The organism is Vibrio porteresiae DSM 19223 (assembly GCF_024347055.1).
Classification (GTDB): domain Bacteria; phylum Pseudomonadota; class Gammaproteobacteria; order Enterobacterales; family Vibrionaceae; genus Vibrio; species Vibrio porteresiae.
Window position 1 is genome coordinate 2630396 of record NZ_AP024895.1, and the last position, 23360, is coordinate 2653755.

At 44.9% G+C, this 23360-nt stretch carries 16 protein-coding genes; 6 read left to right on the forward strand and 10 right to left on the reverse strand.

Features of this window, described 5'->3' with window-relative positions; all coding sequences use genetic code 11:
* Nucleotides 1-54: 54 nt before the first annotated feature.
* Nucleotides 55-492 carry a DUF2753 domain-containing protein gene (locus tag OCV11_RS12025; protein WP_261893095.1) on the forward strand — a complete coding sequence of 146 codons (438 nt, stop codon included), beginning with the start codon at nt 55-57 and terminating at the stop codon, nt 490-492.
* Between the two features lie 55 nt (nt 493-547).
* Here the strand turns inward: OCV11_RS12025 and motY are convergent, their stop codons facing one another.
* On the reverse strand, nt 548-1399 hold the full coding sequence (gene motY, locus OCV11_RS12030; RefSeq protein WP_373332828.1) for a flagellar protein MotY: 852 nt from the start codon (nt 1397-1399) through the stop codon (nt 548-550).
* 353 nt (nt 1400-1752) lie between these two features.
* Here motY and rnt point away from each other — a divergent pair, with 353 nt between their 5' ends.
* Together rnt and OCV11_RS12040 are read left to right on the forward strand one after the other, a co-directional pair.
* A complete protein-coding gene (rnt, locus tag OCV11_RS12035) occupies nt 1753-2412 on the forward strand; it encodes a ribonuclease T (RefSeq protein WP_261893098.1) in 660 nt (219 codons plus the stop codon).
* A 92-nt stretch (nt 2413-2504) separates the two neighbouring features.
* Nucleotides 2505-3830 (forward strand): Na+/H+ antiporter family protein, encoded by a 1326-nt coding sequence (locus OCV11_RS12040; RefSeq protein WP_261893100.1) that lies wholly within the window; start codon nt 2505-2507, stop codon nt 3828-3830.
* Between the two features lie 239 nt (nt 3831-4069).
* On the opposite strand, the gene purF is transcribed toward OCV11_RS12040, so the two are convergent.
* The 9 genes from purF to nagE all read right to left on the reverse strand — a co-directional run bounded on the left by purF (nt 4070) and on the right by nagE (nt 18688).
* On the reverse strand, nt 4070-5584 hold the full coding sequence (gene purF / locus OCV11_RS12045) for an amidophosphoribosyltransferase (RefSeq protein ID WP_261893101.1): 1515 nt from the start codon (nt 5582-5584) through the stop codon (nt 4070-4072).
* Nucleotides 5585-5620: 36 nt separating this feature from the next.
* Nucleotides 5621-6109, reverse strand: a complete 489-nt coding sequence (locus tag OCV11_RS12050; RefSeq protein WP_261893103.1) for a CvpA family protein — start codon at nt 6107-6109, stop codon at nt 5621-5623.
* Nucleotides 6110-6171: 62 nt separating this feature from the next.
* Nucleotides 6172-6708, reverse strand: coding sequence for an SPOR domain-containing protein (locus OCV11_RS12055; protein ID WP_261893105.1), 537 nt, complete (start codon nt 6706-6708; stop codon nt 6172-6174).
* A complete protein-coding gene (gene folC / locus OCV11_RS12060) occupies nt 6709-7986 on the reverse strand; it encodes a bifunctional tetrahydrofolate synthase/dihydrofolate synthase (RefSeq protein WP_261893106.1) in 1278 nt (425 codons plus the stop codon). It lies immediately after the preceding gene.
* A 43-nt stretch (nt 7987-8029) separates the two neighbouring features.
* Nucleotides 8030-8953 (reverse strand): acetyl-CoA carboxylase, carboxyltransferase subunit beta, encoded by a 924-nt coding sequence (accD, locus tag OCV11_RS12065; RefSeq protein WP_261893107.1) that lies wholly within the window; start codon nt 8951-8953, stop codon nt 8030-8032.
* Between the two features lie 174 nt (nt 8954-9127).
* Complete coding sequence (gene truA / locus OCV11_RS12070) at nt 9128-9922, reverse strand: tRNA pseudouridine(38-40) synthase TruA (RefSeq protein ID WP_261893108.1); 795 nt, start codon at nt 9920-9922, stop codon at nt 9128-9130.
* A gap of 101 nt (nt 9923-10023) precedes the next feature.
* Entirely contained in the window at nt 10024-14964 is a 4941-nt protein-coding gene (locus OCV11_RS12075; RefSeq protein WP_261893109.1) for a FimV/HubP family polar landmark protein, read from the reverse strand.
* A 234-nt stretch (nt 14965-15198) separates the two neighbouring features.
* Nucleotides 15199-16869: a glutamine--tRNA ligase gene (gene glnS / locus OCV11_RS12080; RefSeq protein WP_261893110.1), complete on the reverse strand. Its 1671-nt coding sequence runs from the start codon at nt 16867-16869 to the stop codon at nt 15199-15201.
* 244 nt (nt 16870-17113) lie between these two features.
* Nucleotides 17114-18688, reverse strand: a complete 1575-nt coding sequence (gene nagE, locus OCV11_RS12085) for an N-acetylglucosamine-specific PTS transporter subunit IIBC (RefSeq protein WP_261893111.1) — start codon at nt 18686-18688, stop codon at nt 17114-17116.
* 520 nt (nt 18689-19208) lie between these two features.
* Here nagE and nagA point away from each other — a divergent pair.
* From nagA to OCV11_RS12100, 3 genes are all read left to right on the forward strand, one after another.
* Nucleotides 19209-20348, forward strand: coding sequence for an N-acetylglucosamine-6-phosphate deacetylase (gene nagA / locus OCV11_RS12090; protein WP_261893112.1), 1140 nt, complete (start codon nt 19209-19211; stop codon nt 20346-20348).
* Between the two features lie 2 nt (nt 20349-20350).
* On the forward strand, nt 20351-21565 hold the full coding sequence (nagC, locus tag OCV11_RS12095; RefSeq protein ID WP_261893114.1) for a DNA-binding transcriptional regulator NagC: 1215 nt from the start codon (nt 20351-20353) through the stop codon (nt 21563-21565).
* Between the two features lie 130 nt (nt 21566-21695).
* Complete coding sequence (locus OCV11_RS12100) at nt 21696-23276, forward strand: cation:proton antiporter family protein (protein ID WP_261893115.1); 1581 nt, start codon at nt 21696-21698, stop codon at nt 23274-23276.
* Nucleotides 23277-23360: the final 84 nt, after the last annotated feature.

Consider the following 23360-nt stretch of genomic DNA (forward strand, 5'->3'; position numbering starts at 1 on the left):
ATAATAATTATCATTTAATCTAAATGCCAATTGAGTCTTTAGGAGAGTGAACTCATGTCCATGAAAGAGTGGGAAAAGCATACTTTGCTAGCCGATAGCGCTATGCAACAAGCGGATCACCTACGCGGCATTTTGCACTATCAACAGGCACTAACCCTAAGTGAACGTATCAGTGACTATGAAGAAATTGAGCTCGAAGATCGACTATTTATCTCAGTGATCTCTTGCCATAATCTGGCTGATTTTTGGCGTCAGATGGGGGATGAACAGTATGAGCTTAAATACCTAGAGTTGGCCTCGGAACGCATACTCACCCTTGTACCTCAGTGTCATAACAGCAGTTGTGAAGCCTTTATTGACTCTTTAGGGTGCTGCAAAAAAGCCCTCGTTGAATTTATGAAACGCCATCCAAACCCGAAAGTCGCACAATCGGTAAAAGATGTGGATAGCGCAACAAGCTGCAATATCATCGCGCGTTTTCGCTTGAATTAATCGACTAGAAAACCTAAGGGTGGCTACTTAAGCCACCCTTACTCTTGAATCTGAATTAGTAGTACATCTCACTGCGCCCCAGCGAAATCACCACGCGACGGTTTTTCTGTTTGCCGATCGGTGATGCGTTATCAGCCACTGGACGACGTTTACCGTAGCCTTCCACTTGAATTCTGTCTTGCGCTAACCCTAGTGACTCAAAATACTTACGTAGTGACTCTGCCCGTTTTTCGGAGAGATCTTGACTGACATCTTTGGTATCCATGGAATCGGTGTAGGTTGCAACCAAGACCAAATCGATGTCTTTGTTATAGCGAATATATTCTGCAATCTGAGCCAGGCGTTTTTGCGAAGCCTTGTTAAGCTCAATACTGTCGCCTTGGTCATAGTGCAAAATGGTAAACGATATATCCTCAAAGCCGTAAGGCAGCAATTTAGAGATACACGTATTGAACGCATTATAGGGTTGTTGAAACAGCACCGAAGATAAGCCGATTTCAATCCGCTTATCAGAACTTTGCCATTCGTTGTAACTAAACGTCGGATAGCGCCCTTTCTCCAGTTCACTGAGCATAGTCCACGCCGTTTGCCCACCCACATAGCCATCAAACTGCTTAAAGAATTTCAACGTTGTTAAACGATCTGCACTCTCCCCAGGACGCCACGCTGGCGGGAGAGAAACAAGGCTTACATCGCGAGTTTCACCCATTGGGCGTAGCATTTTTAGTTCAAAGTCGAGATTAATTTTTTTCCCTGCGTGCGAGGAAAACTCTGCATCACCGAAATTAGGAATTGTATGAATAAGACGACATTCCAGCGGCGTATCTGTCGCTAGAGTCCATGTTGACTGTTCTGGTTTTGCCACATAATGCATTTCGAATGCGTTGGCAAAACAAGGCGTCATCATAATTGCCGCCCCCAGATATAATGCAACCTGTTTATTCATAAGAACTTTTTCTCTTTATGTAACTTCTATCAAAGGCAATGAATTGCCATACAACGTGTGACTAGCTGAATAATGCAAAAATCCCGCCAATCTGCATAGTGGCTCCACTAGGATTATCACTATACTTTTCGACTTATTCGGAATATTGGCGCTGTTGCCACAAACTAAGCAGAGACTTACGGCACCTAAGTGTACTCGTTACAAAACACTCTGCTAATCAAAACCAATTAATTGCCCCTAAAAACCTCAGTTTGGTTTTTCTTGTCGGCATTATCTGTAATAATGCTGCCCCTGTCACACATACTAGGGCACACATGAAAGAAGTAGATGAAGCACTCACCCTGAAAAAACGCTTTCGTGGCTATTTTCCAGTGGTTATTGATGTAGAAACAGCCGGATTCAATGCAAACACTGACGCTTTGTTGGAAATATGCGCAGTCACTCTGCGTATGGACGAACATGGTGATCTCCATCCTGCCTCGACTATTCATTTTCACGTTGAGCCGTTTGAAGGCGCAAACATCGAGAAAGCAGCACTAGAGTTTAATGGCATCTACGATCCATTTAGCCCTCTGCGCGGTGCAGTCAGTGAAGAGCATGCTTTGAAAGAGATCTATAAGCAGGTCAGAAAAGAGCAAAAAGCCGCCGATTGTAGCCGAGCCATCATCGTTGCCCATAATGCGACCTTTGATCATAACTTTGTGATGGCAGCCAGCGAACGATGCAAGATGAAGCGCGTTCCATTTCATCCATTTGCTCACTTTGATACAGCAACGCTGGCGGGGCTTGCCTATGGTCAAACTGTGTTAGCTAAAGCTTGCCGTAGTGCGGGAATGGATTTCGATAATCATGAAGCACATTCAGCCCTTTACGATACCGAGCAAACCGCTCGATTGTTCTGTGGCATCGTCAATAAATGGAAAGCACTTGGTGGCTGGCCTTTATTGGCAGACGACGAAGAAGAAAACGCATAACAATAATCACTATGTCTCGTGATTCCACTTTATGAGAGTCGCTCGCTGAGTATTACTCGAGAGTATAAGAGACACAACCGTTCGAGAAGTATATGAATCCTGTAGTTATTTCTGTCTGCATAATGCTGCTGCTAGCATTAATGCGAGTCAATGTAGTGGTGGCACTCACCTTTAGTGCCATTGTCGGTGGATTGGTATCAGGCATGAGTCTGACTGATTCTGTTGCCGCGTTTGAAAGCGGCCTTGGTGGCGGTGCTACTATCGCCCTAAGTTATGCCATGTTAGGGACATTTGCTGTTGCTATCTCTCGCTCTGGCATTACTGATTTGCTAGCACAATACGTGATCAAAAAGCTGCATGGTAAAGAGAACAATGCCGCAACGACTGGCCTAAAATACGGTGTATTGGTGGCACTGTTGCTAATGGCTATCTCTTCACAAAACGTGATCCCAGTGCATATCGCCTTTATTCCTATTTTGATTCCACCTTTGCTAGGCGTCTTTGCCAAACTGAAACTTGATCGTCGTTTAATCGCTTGTGTACTTACCTTTGGTTTGATTACGCCTTATATGGTGTTACCGATTGGATTTGGTGGCATTTTCCTCAACAACATTTTGTTGAAAAACCTGCACGATAACGGTCTACCAAACGTCACTGCTGCTCAAGTGCCGACCGCAATGCTGCTGCCGGGCGCGGGCATGATCGTTGGTCTTCTGATTGCCGTATTCTTTAGTTACCGTAAACCTCGCGAATATCGAGTAACTGAGCACACTTCGACAGAACAAAAAAGTATCACCATCAATAAAAAGCACATCGCCATCGCGGCTCTTGGTATCATCGCCGCTCTAGCAGTACAGCTAGTGACAGGCTCGATGATCATCGGTGCTCTGGCTGGCTTTATGGTATTTACTTTTGGTGGGGTTATCGCTTGGAAAGAGACCCACGATGTGTTCACCCAAGGCGTTCACATGATGGCGATGATTGGCTTTATCATGATTTCTGCAGCAGGTTTTGCGGCAGTAATGAAAGAGACTGGCGGTGTAGAATCATTGGTTCACGCCCTATCAACCAGTATTGGTCATAACAAACCACTGGCTGCACTATTGATGCTGGTTGTCGGTCTATTGGTGACCATGGGTATCGGTTCGTCTTTCTCAACCATTCCTATTATCGCGACCATTTACGTGCCGCTCTCTTTAGCCTTTGGTTTCTCACCAATGGCAACCATCGCTCTAGTGGGCACCGCTGCCGCGCTAGGTGATGCAGGCTCTCCTGCTTCCGACTCAACGTTAGGTCCAACTTCAGGACTAAACGCCGATGGTCAGCATGAACATATTTGGGAAACCGTGGTACCGACGTTTATCCACTATAACGTGCCTTTGATTATCTTCGGCTGGATTGCAGCAATGGTGCTGTAATCAATTCTAAGAGATGGTGAAAAAGCAGCGCACTGGCGCTGCTTTTTTATTGCTCTTCGCTACTCGCTGCCTGAGAGACGGCTTATCGTCAGTGATCGACATGTGAGCGCAGATTTTTTTAACAAGCACTTAATACGGCTGCTTGAACTCAAACAACGAACATCATAAATGACGCGCAAATAAAAAGGGCTTGGAATCTCCAAGCCCTTCTTATTATCCATTTTTAATGTAAGGCAATATTATGCGCCTTCGTTGTACAACTCTAAACTCGCAAGGTCTTGCTGAATTTCACGTTGTACTTTTGCGTCATCGTTACGCATTGATTCTAGATAGTCTAGGTATTCTTGGTTGATATCACCTGTCACATACTGACCATTGAACACTGACGTTTCAAATTGAGTAATCTCTGGGTTACCAAGACCTACAGCTTCAACCAAATCTTCCAACGTTTGGAAAATCAGCGCATCAGCACCAATCTGCTTACAGATGGCATCTGCGTCACGACCGTGTGCGATCAGTTCAGTTGCGCTAGGCATATCAATACCATACACGTTCGGGAAGCGAATTTCAGGTGCTGCAGAAACCATGTACACTTTCTTCGCACCAGAATCACGAGCCATCTCAATGATCTGTTCAGAAGTCGTACCACGTACGATAGAGTCATCCACCAAAAGTACGTTTTTGTCTTTAAATTCAGAACGGATTGCGTTCAATTTACGACGAACAGATTTCTTACGTTGTTGTTGACCAGGCATGATGAACGTACGGCCAACATAGCGGTTTTTCACGAAACCTTGGCGGTATGGTTTATCGATCGCTTGTGCGATACGTAATGCGATATCGTTAGAAGTTTCTGGAATTGGAATAACCACATCGATATCTAAGTCAGCGTATTCAGTCTTAATGCGCTCACCCAATTTAATGCCCATTTCAACGCGAGCGCTGTAAACAGAAATTTTATCGATAAATGAGTCTGGACGAGCAAAGTAGACGAATTCGAAGATACATGGGTTCAATTGTGGGTTATCAGCACATTGCTGTGCAAATAGCTGACCATCAAATGTCACGTAAACCGCTTCACCAGGTGCGATATCGCGTACGAAATCAAAACCAACAGCATCTAACGCAACAGATTCAGATGCTGCCATATACTCGGTACGGCCGTTCACTTCACGTTTACCAAGGCATAGAGGTCGAATACCATGTGGGTCACGAAACGCAATCATACCGTGACCGATAATCATAGCAACAACCGCGTAAGCACCTTTGATAGTACGGTGAACGTTAGCTACCGCACGAAAAACATCATCTTCATTCACGTTGCCGCGAACGGTATCAATTTCATGAGCAAGAACGTTCAATAGAACTTCTGAGTCAGAAGTGGTGTTGACGTGACGACGATCTTTATCAAACACGCGTTGACGAACTTCACTCGCATTAGTGAGGTTGCCGTTGTGTGCCAGAGTAATACCGAAAGGAGAGTTAACATAGAAAGGTTGAGCTTCAGAAGCGCTTGAACTGCCTGCTGTTGGGTAACGAACATGACCAATACCCACTGTACCTTGTAGTCTTTGCATGTGTCTTGCTTCGAACACATCCTTAACTAAACCGTTCGCCTTGCGCAGACGGAAACGATTGCTTTCTATGGTACAAATACCCGCGGCATCTTGGCCACGATGCTGCAATACCGTTAATGCGTCATAGATAGACTGGTTTACAGGCGTTGTGCCCACGATTCCAACAATACCACACATGTGCTAATCCTCGATTTGCGACAATAACTGGCGCGGTTAAGCGCCAGACATAAAACTTGATGATGACATTATGTGCTCAAAGAACGGCTCTATAATCGGTTTAAATTTAGGCACGAGTTCTGAATTTTGCCACCAATCGGCTGCGGCAAAGTTAGTGAACGTGTCAATAAAGACTAAAGCGGCTGCAACGATTAAAACCCCGCGCAGCGCACCAAACACCACACCTAAAACTCGGTCTGTACCAGATAGACCCGTCTTCTGCACTAATTGTGCTATCACGTAGTTAACAATGGCTCCGACAATCAATGTGGCAACAAATAAAATACCGATCGCTGCCCCATCTCGGAATGTCTCATTTTGGATATTGGTTAAGTACACTGCCAAACGGGAGTAGTACTGTGAAGCAATAAAAAATGCCCCAAACCAAATCACTAACGACAATGCTTCCCTAGCAAAGCCACGAATCAAACTGATCAAAGCGGATAGCCCGATCACACTTAAAATGACGATATCTAACCAATTCATGAGTTTTTACATCTTAAGTTGGCGCGCATTTTAACAGAAAAATGCGCGACGCAAACGTTTTCTTATGGGTTTAGTGGTTTAAATTTGAGCAATTGACCTTTTGCACCGGTAATTTTTTCCAATTCACCGAGCTGACGCTCCAATTTACTCTTTGACACATCTGGACCAACAATTACTCGTGTAAAACCATTTTCCTGTTTCACATGAGCCTGATAGCCTCTTTTTTGTAAATCCTCTACAAGTGTCTTAGCGTTGTCGGCATTCTTCAAAGCCATCAATTGAATCAACCAAGCATCATCTTGATAAGTGTTGGTATCAGGGACATCCTTCACTTCTGTTTTGAGCGGCTTATTGGCTGGAGCTTTACTTTGCTCTTCTGTCACCGTTACCGGCGTTTTTGGCAAAGCAGCTTTGTCTTCAACCGGGTTGAGTACCTCAAACTGCTCGGCTTGACTGTCAAGCTCTGGCTTAATTGGAATGCTGGCGACATCGTCTTTGTAATGTGTTTTTTGTCCATCTAACACATCCGGTAATACAATCACACCAAGCGCAACTAAGACTATGGTACCTACCAAACGGCTTTGAAACTTACTCGCCATTTATTCTCCTTTACTTTGCCAATGCTCCAGCACCTCACCAACGGTGTGGAATGAACCGGCGACGACTATGACATCGTCAGCAGAGACTTGTGTCAACGAGGCTTCAAAAGCCTCTACCGGTGTATTAAATTGCTGTAGAGATTGCTCTGTATGTGGTTGAATTTTCTCCACCAGCTCATCAGCTGTCGCTGCTCGTGGTCCAGTAAGAGATGCTGGATACCAATGTTTCACTACAGGAGCTAAGATTGCCATCGTTGAGGTGATGTCTTTATCATGCAACATACCGACAACCAGATGAACTTTCTGGTTTGGATAACGAGCTTGGATCTGATCAACAAGATACTGAGCTGAATGAGGGTTATGAGCCACATCAAGCAAAATGAGCGGGTCAGAATGAATCTTCTGCATGCGTCCAGCTAACTGAGCATTTTTCAATCCAGTAACGATATCAACATCACTGATTTCCAACCCAGACGTGCCTAACGCCATTAACGCAGTGGCAGCATTAGGTAATGGTAGAGTCGGAATAGGAAGGTTTTCGAGGTCAAAACTGCCGTTGTGCCAACGCCAAGTAGTATCTGAGGTTTTCTCATAATCGAACTGAATACCAACTTGATAGAACTTAGCACCGATATCATCTGCATGGGCAGCAACGGTGGCTGGCGGTTTAGGTTGACCACAAATAGCCGGTTTACCGCCACGGTAAATACCCGCTTTTTCAAAACCGATCACATTGATGTCATCACCAAGCCAATCCACATGGTCAATCGCTAGGCTAGTGATCATTGATACATCATGATCAACCACGTTGGTAGCATCCAGACGCCCACCTAAGCCCACTTCCAATAGCAACACTTCAACTTTCTCAGTTTGGAAAATTCTCAGTGCCGCCAACGTACCATATTCAAAGAGACTTAATGAAATATCACCACGTTGTTCTTCAATGAAGGCAAAAGCAGCCGTGTGTTTTTCATCAGCCAGTTCTTGGCCATTGATACGAATACGTTCGTTATAACGAATCAAGTGAGGGGAACTGTAAACGCCAACCTTGTATCCAGCAGCCAAAAGAATCGCTTCCATTAGCGCACAGGTTGAACCTTTACCATTGGTTCCGGCAACGGTAATTACCGTAGGAGCAGGTTTGGTCAATCTCGCCTTTTCAGCCACTTTTGAAACACGTTCAAGTCCGAGATCGATAGCAGAAGAGTGAATATGAGTTAAATAATCAAGCCACACCGCTAGTGGGGATGTGGCTTGAGGGATAAGGTTTTGTTTCATCTAACGTGTAACCATATTTCAGTTGGTTTAGTTAGTGCCTACTTTACCCTTTTTTGTCCGCTTCTGGTACAGAATATGAAGCTTCATTTTCTGCAACTTCTTCAGTGACTAGCGGAGAACTGTGATGCGTCATTTTTGCCAGTAAACCAGCAACACGAGCGCGCATATCACGACGGTCAACGATCATATCGATAGCACCGTGTTCCAATAGGAACTCACTACGTTGGAAACCTTCTGGAAGATCTTCACGTACGGTTTGTTCGATAACTCGACGACCAGCAAAGCCAATAAGCGCTTTAGGTTCACCAATGTTGATATCACCAAGCATTGCTAAACTTGCAGACACACCACCCATCGTTGGGTCAGTTAGCACGGAAATAAAAGGCAGACCTTTTGCAGATAGACGCTCTAAAGCTGCGCTGGTTTTTGCCATTTGCATTAGAGACATAAGCGCCTCTTGCATACGTGCACCACCACTAGCAGAGAAGCAGACTAAGCCACAGTTGTGTTTGATCGCTTCATCAACGGCGTGAACGAAACGAGCACCAACAACAGAGCCCATAGAACCGCCCATGAAAGAGAATTCAAACGCACACGCCACCACAGGAACAGACATCACTTCGCCTTTCATTGCGATCAGTGCATCTTTCTCACCACTGCTCTTTTGTGCAGCAGCAATGCGTTCTTTATAGCGTTTAGAGTCTTTAAACTTCAGTTTATCTTGAGGTTCAAGTTCTGCAGCGATTTCATAGCGACTGCTATCATCCAAAAACGTTTCTAGACGGCGACGAGCCTTCATACGCATATGATGATTACACTTAGGACACACTTCCAAATTGCGCTCGAGCTCTGCGTAATACAGAACCTGCTCACATGAAGTACATTTCGTCCACACCCCTTCAGGAATGTTTGCTTTGCGAGAACTAACAATATGGGTTTTGTCTAAAATCTTTTCGAGCCAACTCATGGAAGACCTTTTACTATAACTCTCCCGCACCATCGCGAAAGATACAAATCGAATATTAATGCGTGAGGATTAAACCACATAACCCGCTAACTGTGCACAAAAAACTGGTTGTACCTATTTTTTCGTACCACTTCACGCATATCTCTTTGGAGTTTTTGATGCAATTTTATCCAATTAGTTCAAGTTGTCCGGCAAAAATAGCGGGCCGACTGGAACTTTAGGTAAATCAAACTCCTGTGGATAATCCACTTCCACTAAATACAGACCTTCCGCTTTAGCAGTTGCCCCTGCCAAATTACGGTCTTTTGCCTGCAATAACCACTGAATCCATTCTATTGGTTGTTCACCGCGACCAACCACGAGCAAACTCCCAACAATATTTCGCACCATGTGGTGAACAAAGGCATTTGCCTTAATATCAACCACCACAAAATGCCCATGTCTGGTGACATTTAAATGCATGACATTACGCCAAGGGCTGCGTGATTGACAATGAGCAGCTCGAAACGACGTAAAATCATTTTCGCCTAGCAAATACTGACCAGCGATATGCATTTTTTCTGCATCTAAATCGCCGTGATAATGGCTGATGCCTTTATCCAAGATAGCCGGACGGTAGGCATGATTATAAATAATATAGCGGTAGCGACGTGCAGTTGCACTAAAGCGCGCATGAAATTCATCTGGCACTTCTTTCGCCCAACGAAGTGCGATGTCCTTTGGCATGTTCGCATTTGCGCCCATAGTCCAAGCCACCATTTTTCGGTCGGCTGTTGTATCAAAATGCACAACCTGTCCCGTTCCGTGAACCCCCGCATCAGTACGACCAGCACACTGAACTTCAACCGGGTGATTAGCAACAATACTCAGCGCCTTTTCTAACGATTCTTGGACACTTTTTACTTCCTGCTGTCGCTGCCAACCATAGTAATGAGCGCCATTGTACTCAATACCTAAAGCGATTCTCATGATGTTCTCTCGTTAAAAATGGGGCTGGAAGTATAATATCAATTCGCCACAATTTCTAATTACAGAATGAAAAAGGCAGGAATTCCTGCCTTTTAATCACTCTATGCGCGCCCATTAAGCACATCAATGAGGTGTTTTGCTTGACGACGAATTTCGTCATCCCCGTCCACAATCGCTTCTTCTAGCAGTTTAATGGCACCTTTCTTGTCGTTCATCTCAACGTACATTTTGGCAAGGTCCAATTTACCAGCGGCTTCAGCGTTCAAGTCCACATCAATATTAGAAATGGTACCGATCACATCTGGGAACTCGCTTAGACCGACATCCAGTTTCAGCTCTTCATCATCAGGGTTGAAACGCTCATCGTCTTGCTCAACTTGAGCCATCAATTCATCGATCGTCATGTACTTTTTATTCGGTTCATAATTTTCGATGTTTTCTTGTTGGCCCCAGTTTTCCTTCACCACGTCAGGCGACTGATTCTGAATATCGCTGTTCCATACGGCTTCTTCATCCGCTGGAACGTCATCTGGAATTTCAGCTTGTTGCTCTGGTGTAAGATTAAAACCATTCCAATCTTCGCCACCCATTTCCAACATAGCATCGATGTCCATACCGGCACTGTCGATGGTACGAGCATCAATCGGCTTATCAAAGCGGAATGGTGCTTGCTCGCTTGGTGTTTCATCTAACCAGTTATTCAGTGACTGCTCTTGATACTCTCTATCGATATCATTTGCACTATGAGCAACAGGATTAGCTTCAGCAGGCTCAGGTTCTGTTACTACTGGTTCAGCCAATGGGTCATCAAGGTCAGCCGTATCCAGTGAAAAATCATCGTCTTCACTCTCATCAGCTACAACAGCAGGTTCGCTAAAGACAGACGCCAAAGCATCTTCTTCGGTGAATTCTGGCAACTCATCATCGCCGACTTCAAAGTCACCCAGTTCGAATTCATCGTCGTCAATCGAATCTGAAACCACTTCACCAGGCTCACTCGCAACGGATGCTAATGCATCTTCTTCAGTGAACTCTGGTAGCTCTTCATCGCCAACTTCAAAGTCACCCAGTTCGAATTCATCATCGTCAATCGAATCTGAAACCACTTCACCAGGCTCACTCGCAACGGATGCTAATGCATCCTCTTCAGTAAACTCTGGTAACTCTTCATCACCAAGATCAAAATCTTCTAACGCAAACTCATCTTCCGGCTCTTCGGAAACAACTGGTTCTGATAACTCTGCAGAAGCTTCAGCAAGCTCTTCTGGCTCCTCAGAAACCGAAGCAAGTGCATCTTCTTCAGTGAACTCTGGTAGCTCTTCATCGCCAAGATCAAAGTCACCCAGTTCGAATTCATCATCGCCAATCGAATCTGAAACCACTTCACCCGGTTCACCCGCAACGGATGCTAATGCATCCTCTTCAGTAAACTCTGGCAGCTCTTCATCACCAAGATCAAAGTCGTCTAACGCAAACTCATCTTCCGGCTCTTCGGAAACGACTGGTTCTGATAACTCAGCAGAAGCTTCAGCAAGCTCTTCTGGCTCCTCAGAAACCGAAGCGAGTGCATCTTCTTCGGTGAATTCTGGTAGCTCTTCATCGCCAAGATCAAAGTCGTCTAACGCAAACTCATCTTCTGGCGCTGCAGAAGCGACTGGTTCGGATGATTCTGCTGGTGCTTCAGTTAGCTCTTCTGGTTCCTCAGAAACCGAAGCGAGTGCATCTTCTTCGGTGAATTCTGGTAGCTCTTCATCGCCAAGATCAAAATCTTCTAACGCAAACTCATCTTCCGGCTCTGCAGAAGCGAGTGGCTCTGATAACTCTACAGGAGCTTCAGCAAGCTCTTCTGGCTCCTCAGAAACCGAAGCGAGTGCATCTTCTTCGGTGAATTCTGGTAGCTCTTCATCGCCAAGATCAAAGTCGTCTAACGCAAACTCATCTTCCGGCTCTGCAGAAGAGACTGGTTCGGATGATTCTGCTGGTGCTTCAGTTAGCTCTTCTGGCTCCTCAGAAACCGAAGCGAGTACATCTTCTTCAGTGAATTCTGGTAACTCTTCATCGCCAACTTCAAAGTCACCCAGTTCGAATTCATCATCATCAATAGAATCTGAAACCACTTCACCCGGCTCACTCGCAACGGATGCTAATGCATCCTCTTCAGTGAACTCTGGCAGCTCTTCATCGCCAAGATCAAAGTCGTCTAACGCAAACTCATCTTCCGGCTCTGTAGAAGAGACTGGTTCGGATGATTCTGCTCGTGCTTCAGTTAGCTCTTCTGGCTCCTCAGAAACCGAAGCGAGTGCATCTTCTTCGGTGAATTCTGGTAGCTCTTCATCGCCAAGATCAAAGTCGTCTAACGCAAACTCATCTTCCGGCTCTGCAGAAGAGACTGGTTCGGATGACTCAACTGGGGCTTCAGTAACCTCTTCCGGTTCGTTATCACTCAAATCAAAATCATCAAGTGCAAACTCATCATCCGATTCTTCAGCTGTCTGATTCGCAAGAAGCGATTCTTCTTCTCGCTCAGCTTCAGGTTCTGGAGTTGATTCTTGCCCGTCCAACGCGACTTGAGGTTCAAGTGTTTCCATCTGCGGCTGAGTTTCAGACACGACAGGCTCTAACCCCGCGCGATCTGCATTTTCAGGCAGCTCTTGCTCGGCCAAATCAAAGATTGCGTCATCACTTTCTAGCGGCTCAAGTGATTCTTCATCGTCAATTAACCAATCATCATCTTGAGGAACACCAAATTCATTAGCGACTGGCTCAGGCTCGTTAGAAACCGTACCTTCAATTTCTGGGTTGAAATCAAAGCCATCATCATCGGCAGCTGTTTTTGGCTCAGATTCTGCTGAGAAATCAAACTCGCCCAACAGTGGATCTTGCTCAGGTACATTACTAATCAGATCATCAATGAAGTGTTCACTATCGAACGGCTCATCTTTTTCAGGTTCTGCTGCTTGCTCTATTTCAAGCAACTCGTCAAACAGATCTACCCCTTCTGCGTCATTTTGAACGGCTGGAGTATCTTGCTCCATTTCAATCAGTTCAGGGTCTTCAGATAACTGCAAATCATTGATAGGTGCTTGATCGTCATCGATAAGTTCATCGAGTAACGCAGTACTACCATCAGAGAGGTCTAAATCGAAATCCTCTTCCAGATCGCCAGTTTCTTCGTTAAGCAATTCATCTAAGGTTTCGCCCGCTTGCAACTTTGCCAGCAAGTCATCATCTTCCTCAGCATGTTTTGCTTCTTCAGGGTCTTGCAGTAGTTCATCTAATAACGCGACGCTGTCATCTTCAACAATCGGTGCACTGGTATTAACGACTTGTTCATCCAGTAGCTTATTGAGTAACTCTTCTTCATCGGAAGCAGGCGCAGTAGTTGCGAAAGCACTCTCATCAAGGGCTTCTTTTTCCAACGTTTCTAGATCGGCTTGCGACTCTATATTGCTAAACAGTGAGTCCAGCTCATCATCAGAAGCGAGGCTATCGCTCAAATCGAGGTCATGCTCTTCGTCTAATAACGCTCCTTTGCCCAGATCAAGTTCATCTGTCGTGGTGGCATCATCGTCATCGAGGAAAGCGTCAAAATCGACCTCTTCGTCAGTTGGGTCACTCTCACCATTTGCGAGTAACTCATCTAACAACGATTGATCCAACGAATCTGAGTCTAAATCTTCACCATCCCCATCACCGGCAAGTAATGCTTCGATATCATCTTGAGATATTGAAGAGTTATCGTCGTCTGAGAGGTCGAATATGTCAGAACCAGCGTCATCTGCAGCGGCATCAAGCGTACGCTGCATTTCATCTAAACCAATTGCTGGTTCATCTTCCAGAGCCGAGGCAGATAGGTCAGCATCAAGATCCCCGTCATCACCGATACCGGCAAACAGGTCTTCTCCATCTTCATCACCCAAATCGAAGTCAATGTCATCATCACTGAGTTCAGAGAAGAGTTCATCACCATCCTTGCTGTCGGTGACTGAGTCATCAAACAACGCTTCTTCACTGATATCACTTGAATCACCAAACAGGTCTTCATCCAATTTGAGATCGTCGTCATCCATATCCATTGGCTCTTCGCCAAGAGTGATAGGTTTTTCAGTGACAATGGGCTGTTCTAGGATCTGCGTCTCATCTTCGTTTTTACCTGAACGACGGTTGAGTAGCATTACCACCAGTAACGCAATTAAAACACCAGGAATCAGTGCTAGCCCAGCGACCAACCAAGTATTAGAAAGCAAACGATCCATCGTTGAAGGCGCTAAGCGCGCAGCCTCTTCGCGCTTACGTTTTTCTTCTTGCAGTAGCTTTTCAACTTCACTGCGAATACGGTTTTCATCACCTAACTGCTGTTTCAAGCCAGTCACTTCATTTTGTACATCACTGAGCATCAAACGCAGGCGATGATTCTTCTCTTCCAGAGCCAGCAACTCAGTTTGCGAACTACTCAGCTCTTTTTGCAAAGCATCCGCTTCTTTACCCGTAGGTGCGGCCGTAGCTTGTGCTGTTGTTGACGCGACTTTTGCTGGAGTTGCAGTTGCTGCATTAGGCGCTGCAGGTGCTGACGATTCGTCTGTTTTTTCTGGCTTAGGTGTTTCATTAGTCAAGCGAGCTTGATGCGCTTGCATCACGCGCACGGCTTCTTCTGTGGTCGCGCTTTGCACTTGCGCTAATGAAGGAATTCTTAAGGTGCTACCCGGTATGAGGGTGTGGATATTCTGATTTTCAAATGCTTGAGGGTTTAGACGATAAATCGCGAGCAGCGTCTGCTGAACTGAAACTCGTGGCGAAGGACGAAGCCGAGTCGCGATCGACCATAACGTATCTTTGGCCGTTGTGGGACCAAAAAATTGGGCGGGCTGATTTTCAGCAGCGACGGCTTGCGAGTTACGTACGACTTCACTGTTGTACTGAGGGGTAGATTGAACTTGGCCCGATGGCCCTAGAAGACGAATCCCCTCCGCGCTCACAACAGAAGTCTGAGTCACGGCTGCTACTGCAACGGGCAATAGCAAACGCTTAAAAAATTGACGCATATAAGGCTCAGCTATGTGCTTGGATAAATTAAAAAGAGATCTGTTAAATATATCGGAATCATGGGACAAAACTATAGAAACAAACGCAAAAAATGTGTGTAGCTACTAATAATCGCATAAATCTCACACTAATTTGTTTCAAACCGCCGTCTGTCCTACAACAGCGTATGTAATCTTGAGAAAAAAATAAAGCCAGCATTGACGCTGGCTTTAACATTTTCTTACTGCAACACGTTATTCTGCTTCAATTTTGGCCCAAGTGTCACGCAGGCCGACAGTGCGGTTGAAGACTAAAGCATCTGCTTTAGAGTCTTTGTTATCAGCACAGAAGTAGCCAATACGTTCAAATTGGTAACCAAACTCTGGTTTTGCAGTCGCCAAACTTGGTTCAACAAAGCCTTGAACTTTTTGCAGTGAATCTGGGTTGATTGTTTCTGCGAAGTTAGATGCTGCACCTGGGTTTGGTACAGTAAATAGGCGTTCGTAGAGACGGAATTCAGCAGGAAGTGCTTTCGCCACAGAAACCCAGTGAATTACCCCTTTCACTTTACGACCGTCTGCTGGGTTTTCACCTAGCGTCGCTGGATCGTAAGTACAGTAGATAGTTGTGATGTTGCCTTCAGCATCTTTTTCTACGCGTTCAGCTTTAATAATATAAGCGCCACGTAGACGAACTTCTTTACCTAGAACCAAACGTTTGTATTTCTTGTTTGCTTCTTCACGGAAGTCTTCACGTTCAATCCAAACTTCACGAGTAAACGGAACTTCACGTTCGCCCATTTCTGGTTTGTTTGGATGATTGTGAATGTTTAGCATCTCAACTTTATCGGCATCGTAGTTTTCGATAACGATTTTAACTGGATCTAGCACAGCCATTGCGCGAGGTGCACGTTCGTTTAGGTCATCACGAATACAAGATTCAAGTGAGCCGTACTCGATCATGTTTTCTTGCTTCGTTACACCTATACGTTTACAGAACTCACGCATAGATTCAGGAGTGAAACCACGACGACGTAAGCCAGAAATCGTTGGCATACGTGGGTCATCCCAACCGTTAACCAATTTTTCAGTCACGAGTTGGTTAAGCTTACGCTTAGACATCACAGTGTATTCAAGGTTTAGACGACTGAACTCGTACTGACGTGGGTGACATTCAATAGAGATATTGTCTAGAACCCAGTCATACAGACGACGGTTGTCTTGGAATTCAAGAGTACACAGAGAGTGAGTAATGCCTTCCAGCGCATCAGAAATACAGTGAGTGAAATCGTACATTGGGTAAATGCACCATTTGTCACCGGTTTGGTGATGCTCAGCAAAACGCACACGGTACAACACTGGATCGCGTAGAACGATAAAAGAAGAAGCCATATCGATTTTTGCACGCAGACATGCAGTACCTTCAGCAAAGCCACCTGTACGCATTTTTTCAAATAGCGCTAGGTTTTCTTCTACAGTGCGGTCACGGTATGGGCTGTGTTTACCTGGCTCGGTTAAAGTGCCACGGTATTCACGAATCTGCTCTGGACTTAGCTCTTCAACATACGCTAAGCCTTTTTTAATCAATTCAATTGCATATTCGTATAGCTTATCAAAGTAATCTGAAGAGTAATGAGGTTCTCCAGACCATTCAAAGCCTAACCATTTTACATCTTGTTTAATCGACTCAACGTATTCGAGATCTTCTTTTTCTGGGTTAGTGTCATCAAAACGAAGGTTACACTGTCCCTGATAGTCCTGAGCAATACCAAAGTTCAAACAGATAGATTTCGCGTGCCCAATATGCAGATAACCATTTGGTTCTGGTGGGAAACGAGTATGCACGCTATTGTGTTTACCATCCGCTAAATCTTTGTCGATGATTTGGCGAATGAAGTTCGATGGACGAGCCTCAGCTTCACTCATCTATAGCACCTCTAGTTTATTTAGTATTGTCAGTGTGAAAAATGTCTTTGTGCTCACAGGCCAATTCAACTGGCTAACAGTGAAGAACAAAGAATATTGCGGCTAATGATCCACAATTATTAAGTATTGCACAATAAAAAGTGCGGCTTTCTTATGATTATTTATCGTTACTGGTCGAATATCCTTCGTACCAGTCACAAAAAGCCCTCCGAAGGGAGGGCTGAATAGTATGCTTGATTGCACGTTATGGCAATGTCACATTGGACAAGTCTTCACTTGGATCAATGGATTTCATCTCACCGGCAACAATTTCAGCCAATGGTCCTAGCACAACTTGAAGATTGTTATTGCCCAACTTCACAACCCCCATCGCACCAAGTGCTTTTAGCGTTTTCTCGTCAATAACACTCATATCGTTCACGGTTAGGCGCAAACGAGTAATACAAGCATCGATATTGCTCAAATTTTCATGGCCACCAAGAGCTTTAAGATACTGTCTTGCTAAGCCACCTTTCGCTTGGTTTACTGCCGATTTTTGCGTAGCCACAGCGATATCGTCTTCACGACCAGGCGTTTTCAACTTGAATACTTTGATCGCGAAAGTGAACGTCACAAAGTAGATAAAGAAGAATACGATACCGATAACCAGCAAGGTGACAGGCTTAGTTGCCAAACCCCAGTTAAGTACGAAGTCAATCAAGCCTGCAGAGAAACCAAATCCATCGAGTGTGCCAAACATGTTCGCAACAACAAGAGAAAGGCCAGTAAATACCGCATGCAATGCATAAAGCGCAGGAGCTAGGAAGACAAACAGAAACTCAAGCGGCTCTGTAATACCGGTTAGGAATGCACAGAAAGCCACAGAGAACAACACACCACCAACTTGGCTGCGTTTCTCTGCTGGTGCTGCTAGATACATCGCCAATGCTGCCCCTGGAAGACCAAACATCATGACAGGGAAGAAACCATTCATGAATTTACCAGCACTTAAATCGCCACCAAAGAAGCGGTTTAAGTCACCTGTTTTCACAGTTTCAGTAACCTGATTCACAACAGCGGTCACTTCAGGTGTCACGACATTGCTAAATTGGAAAGTGTGTTCCTGACCAACCACTAACGATTTCGCCAAGGTTGGATCAACACACAGTTTAGTAATCGAAGGTAGCGCTTGACTCATTGAATGCGCGCCGGATACCAACACTTCCTGACAGCTTCCCATCCCGAACCAGAAATAAGAGTTCAGTACATGGTGTAGGCCCACTGGAATCAATGCACGGTTAAGTAGACCATACGCAAATTCACCAATAGAGCCAGAGTTAGCGATACCATGTGCAACGCTATCTAGACCCGCTTGGATACTTGGCCAAACCTGGCCCAAAATAGCACCAGCAATGACCGAAAACACCCCTGCCACGATAGGTACTAAACGTTTACCAGAGAAAAAGGCTAACCATTCTGGCAGGCGAGTATTATGAAAAGCATTATAAGAGTGACCAGCAATAATACCGGCGAAAATACCACCGAAGAACGACATATTAATCGTGCTATCAATGGTTTTCGTTGTTGCGGTTAAAACAAAGTAGGCAACGGCACCTGCAATACCTGCAGCACCTGCGCCGTCGACAGATAAGCCGACCGCAATACCCAAACCAAATAATAGTGGAAGATTGTCAAAGATAGCCCCACCAGCACTTGCCATAAATGGGATATCAAGAAGATCCCCTTGTCCCAATCGCAGCAATAAGGCGGCAACGGGTAAAGTGGCGATAGGCAACATTAGCGCCTTACCCAACTTTTGTGCATAACCTAAAACGTTCACGTGTTGTTCTCCAGTTTGATTTCCGTATCTTAACTTCTTTATGTGTAATGAATTGTGACTTTTTTTAGTCATTCAATTTAGTCACGGCCAGTGTATTCAGTTACTGTAACTAGGCAAACTATCAGCCCCACATCTTGTGACATCAATCACCAAAATATGCTTAACTTATGTTACAAATGGCGACATAGTCGAAACTTATTTTACATTATGAAATATGATATTTTCGCGCTATGATAGAAAAGGAATATTGTGGGTAAAGCACCCATATTTAGGTGATAAAACCATCAAGAATGAGCGTTTTAATAACATCTTTTTGGTTAGTTGTTTTCTGCTTGATAACATTAGGTTATAACGTTGATGAGATGATGAGTGCAGGAAAAAAAGTTTATTTCCGTTCTCTGACCATCACGTAATCAAAAAGCTGTGTTTTACACTGAGTGGTATGCGTCGAGCTGATCATGCGAATCAGCCCCTTGCGACATGTCTCAGCGAGCATTATGAGATATTTAAGGATTTGAAGATGAAGTACGCGTTGATTAACGGCATTATCTACACTGGCTATGACAGATTAACCCAGCATGCAGTGGTGATTAATAATGACACCATCACTCAAGTATGCCCTCAAGAGGTGTTGCCTGAAGATATTGACCTAATTGACGTCAACAGTGCGATTATTGCTCCAGGATTTATCGACTTACAACTGAACGGTTGTGGCGGTGTGATGTTTAATGATGACATCTCAACTAACGCGTTGAACATCATGCATAACGCGAACCTCAAGTCAGGCTGCACCAGCTTCTTACCTACTTTTATTACTTCTTCTGATGAGGATATGCTGCAAGCCATTGAGCAAACTCGCCAGTATATGGCGCAACATCCCAATCAAGTACTGGGTTTGCACCTAGAAGGTCCTTATCTCAATCCAGAGAAGAAAGGTATTCACAATATCGATTTCGTGCGCTCCTCTGATCAAAACATGATCGACACTATCTGCGCTAACCGCGATGTGATTGCCAAAGTGACCATGGCGCCTGAAGTCAATGATCATAAGCATATTAAGCAGCTTGCAGAAACGGGCATCGTTGTATCTCTTGGGCATACTAACTGCACATACCAACAAGCCAGAGCTGGTTTTGCCTCCGGGATGACATTTGCAACGCATTTATTTAATGCGATGTCATCGATTACCGGTCGTGAACCAGGGGCGGTAGGTGCAGTATATGATTCTCAAGATGTATACACTGGCATCATCGCTGATGGGTTCCATGTCGACTACGCGAACATCCGAATCGCTAAGAAAATCAAGCAAGATAAGCTGATATTAGTGACCGATGCCACAGCTCCCGCAGGTGCTGAAATGGATTACTTTATTTTTGTAGGCAAGAAAGTATATTACCGAGATGGTAAGTGTGTTGATGAGCATGGCACACTTGGCGGTTCAGCGCTCACCATGATTCAAGCGGTGAAAAATGCAGTTGAACACGTAGGTATCGCTTTAGACGAAGCATTGCGGATGGCAACACTCTATCCTGCCAAAGCGATGAAACTTGATCATAAACTGGGCAAACTCGCTCCAGATACCGTCGCCAACCTGGCGATTTTTGATCAAGATTTTCAGGTTAAAGCGACAATAGTTAACGGTAAGTATGAGCAAAATTAGTCATGAATGGCGGACAAATCGGCAACGTAGATCTTGTAAAACAATTAAATAGCGCAGCAGTATATCGTTTAATTGATCAGCAAGGACCCATTTCTCGAATTCAAGTTGCCGATGTCAGTCAACTGGCACCAGCGAGTGTCACTAAGATCACTCGCCAATTACTTGAACGTGGTCTAATTAAAGAGGTAGCACAGCAAGCTTCCACTGGTGGACGCCGTGCTATTTCTCTAGAAACGGAAACCAAGCCCTTTCACTCAGTCGCGGTACGTCTTGGCCGTGACTATATCCAGCTAGGTCTTTATGACCTCAGCGGTAAAGAGCTTTGTTCTTTAAATCAAGACTTTCCTTATTCTGACCAACACCAGTTAGTGGAAGGTCTAATCCAATTCATCGAAGTTTTTATCAATAGCAATCAAGAGCAAATCCAGCAACTGATCGCGATTGGTATTGCCCTCCCCGGCTTAGTGAACCCAGAAAGCGGCGTGGTTGAATACATGCCTCACGTTGATGTCGACACCATGGCCATTGGTGATACCGTCCGCGACTATTTCAAAGTTGCTTGTTTTGTTGGCAATGATGTCCGTGGCATGGCGCTAGCTGAACACTATTTTGGTGCCAGCCAAGATTGCCAAGACTCCATTTTGATCAGTGTCCACCGCGGTGCAGGCGCCGGTATTATCGTTAATGGGCAAGTCTTTTTAGGCCATAACCGTAACGTAGGTGAAATTGGTCACATTCAAATCGATCCGCTCGGCGAACAATGCCAATGTGGCAATTTTGGCTGCCTAGAAACCGTTGCAGCCAACCCAGCCATCGTGCGCCAAGTAAAAAAACGGGTTGCACAAGGTTACCCAACCTCTTTAGCGAACGAAGAGAAGATCACTATCGATACGATTTGTGAGCATGCGTTAGCGGGTGATGAGTTAGCCAGCCAAGCCCTCATTAAAGTTGGGAATTACTTAGGCAAAGCGGTTGCGATTACCGTTAACCTATTCAATCCACAAAAAATTGTCATTGCTGGACAGATAACTCAAGCACAAGAACTTATTTTCCCAGCCATCTACCGCAATGTGGCGAATCAGTCGTTGCGAGTCTTCCATCGCCAACTGCCCATCGTTGCGTCACAAATTGATAAACAACCAACGTTGAGTGCCTTTGCGATGATCAAACGCGCAATGCTTAACGGCGTTTTGCTGCAGAAACTACTCGAAAACTAGTGCTACCGCACACCTTCCCGGTTTCATCACTAATCGAAACGATGAAACCGGATCAAAATGCCGCTTTCCCTTACTAAATTACTCTACTCTATAGATAAAACGTTCTCGTAAAACAGTGAATTCATCGTCTATGGAACTCATATTTATATCCTGTGCTTTTATCGCAGGTTTTATCGCTTTGCGTTGTCACTTACCGCCTTTGGTAGGATTTCTAATCACGGGTTTCGTACTGCACGCGGCTGGATATTCAGCCAATACCACCTTGGTCAATTTGGCCGATTTAGGTGTGACACTCCTGCTCTTCTCCATCGGTCTAAAGCTCGATATCAAGATGTTACTTGCCAAAGAGATTTGGGCTAGCGCCACATTACATAATTTGGCCTGCACACTGTTTTTCGCTATCGCCCTCGTTGCGCTCCAATATCTTGGATTACATAGCCTAGCCGGACTTAATTTTTATCAGTTGATGTTAATTGGCTTTGCACTCTCATTCTCCAGTACCGTGTTTGCCGTTAAGTCACTGCAAGAAAGGGGAGAAATGCACGCCACGTATGGAATGTTGGCCATTGGTATTTTGGTGATGCAAGACATCTTTGCTGTGATATTTCTATCCGCATCCACGGGTAAAACCCCCGATATTTATGCCTTAGCTCTGTTCCTCCTACCTTTGGCTCGGCCAGTTTTCTATAAGTTGTTGGATTGGGTTGGCCATGGTGAAATGCTGGTGTTGTTCGGTATTTTCTTTGCCTTAGTGCTGGGCGGCGGATTGTTTGAAAGCGTTGGTCTCAAAGCAGATTTGGGCGCAATCATTATAGGGATGTTACTTTCAGGACACGGTAAAGCGTCAGAACTCTCTAAATCATTATTCAATTTAAAAGAGCTGTTTTTGGTCTGCTTTTTTCTCAATATTGGCTTAGCTGCGCAATTGTCTGTCACTGGTGGCTTGCTTGCCTTTTTGCTCTTGCTCCTACTTCCCTTTAAAGGCGCGCTCTACTTTTGGATGTTAAGACCCCATCACTTTCGTACCCGCACGACGCTATTAGCCTCACTAAGCCTATTAAATTACAGTGAATTTGGTTTAATCGTCGCAGGACTTGCCTATCATCAAGGATGGTTACCAGCAGATATTTTGGTCGCACTGGCCATCGCTATTCCCTGCTCTTTTGTTATCTCAGCTCCCATCGTGCGCAAAAGTAATCAGATTTACCAAAAGTCAGCACCTTGGATTCATTCCCCGGTTGCAGATGCACTCAATCCTAAAGATCGTTTAATCAGCGCAGGTAATGCCCAAGTGATCATCTTTGGTATGGGCCGTATCGGCACTGGTGCCTACGATGAAATTCACTCCCGCTTTGGGAAGGTCTGCTTGGGCATAGAACTTAAAGAGGACGCAGCACAGGAACACAAAGAACAAGGACGGAATGTGATCGTCGGTGATGCAACCGATCCCGACTTTTGGGAACGGATTCTCGATACAGAGCGAGTCAAATTGGTGCTGCTTGCCATGCCACACAATCAAGCCAACAAAATCGCTTTGGCACTCCTCAAACAACATAACTATGCAGGGCAAATAGCAGCAATCGCTGAGTATCATGATCAAAAAGAAGATTTGCTCGCCAGTGGTGCTCATGCCGCTTTCAATATTTATAGCGAAGCAGGAACAGGTTTTGCGCGACATGTTTGTCAGCAGCTAAAACCTCACTTTGATTAGCTATCTAGCTAACTCTCTGAAGAAAAATAAAAAAGAGGTCAATGACCTCTTTTTTATCGCTTTTTGCTAGTTTTTTCGCCTTTA

Excerpts from the sequence above, each read along its gene's own strand:
- OCV11_RS12025 (WP_261893095.1), top strand. The coding sequence starts at position 55 with ATGTCCATGAAAGAGTGGGAAAAGCATACTTTGCTAGCCGATAGCGCT.
- motY (WP_373332828.1), bottom strand. The coding sequence starts at position 1,399 with ATGATGACGCCTTGTTTTGCCAACGCATTCGAAATGCATTATGTGGCA.
- rnt (WP_261893098.1), top strand. The coding sequence starts at position 1,753 with ATGAAAGAAGTAGATGAAGCACTCACCCTGAAAAAACGCTTTCGTGGC.
- OCV11_RS12040 (WP_261893100.1), top strand. The coding sequence starts at position 2,505 with ATGAATCCTGTAGTTATTTCTGTCTGCATAATGCTGCTGCTAGCATTA.
- purF (WP_261893101.1), bottom strand. The coding sequence starts at position 5,584 with ATGTGTGGTATTGTTGGAATCGTGGGCACAACGCCTGTAAACCAGTCT.
- OCV11_RS12050 (WP_261893103.1), bottom strand. The coding sequence starts at position 6,109 with ATGAATTGGTTAGATATCGTCATTTTAAGTGTGATCGGGCTATCCGCT.
- OCV11_RS12055 (WP_261893105.1), bottom strand. The coding sequence starts at position 6,708 with ATGGCGAGTAAGTTTCAAAGCCGTTTGGTAGGTACCATAGTCTTAGTT.
- folC (WP_261893106.1), bottom strand. The coding sequence starts at position 7,986 with ATGAAACAAAACCTTATCCCTCAAGCCACATCCCCACTAGCGGTGTGG.
- accD (WP_261893107.1), bottom strand. The coding sequence starts at position 8,953 with ATGAGTTGGCTCGAAAAGATTTTAGACAAAACCCATATTGTTAGTTCT.
- truA (WP_261893108.1), bottom strand. The coding sequence starts at position 9,922 with ATGAGAATCGCTTTAGGTATTGAGTACAATGGCGCTCATTACTATGGT.
- OCV11_RS12075 (WP_261893109.1), bottom strand. The coding sequence starts at position 14,964 with ATGCGTCAATTTTTTAAGCGTTTGCTATTGCCCGTTGCAGTAGCAGCC.
- glnS (WP_261893110.1), bottom strand. The coding sequence starts at position 16,869 with ATGAGTGAAGCTGAGGCTCGTCCATCGAACTTCATTCGCCAAATCATC.
- nagA (WP_261893112.1), top strand. The coding sequence starts at position 19,209 with ATGAAGTACGCGTTGATTAACGGCATTATCTACACTGGCTATGACAGA.
- nagC (WP_261893114.1), top strand. The coding sequence starts at position 20,351 with ATGAATGGCGGACAAATCGGCAACGTAGATCTTGTAAAACAATTAAAT.
- OCV11_RS12100 (WP_261893115.1), top strand. The coding sequence starts at position 21,696 with ATGGAACTCATATTTATATCCTGTGCTTTTATCGCAGGTTTTATCGCT.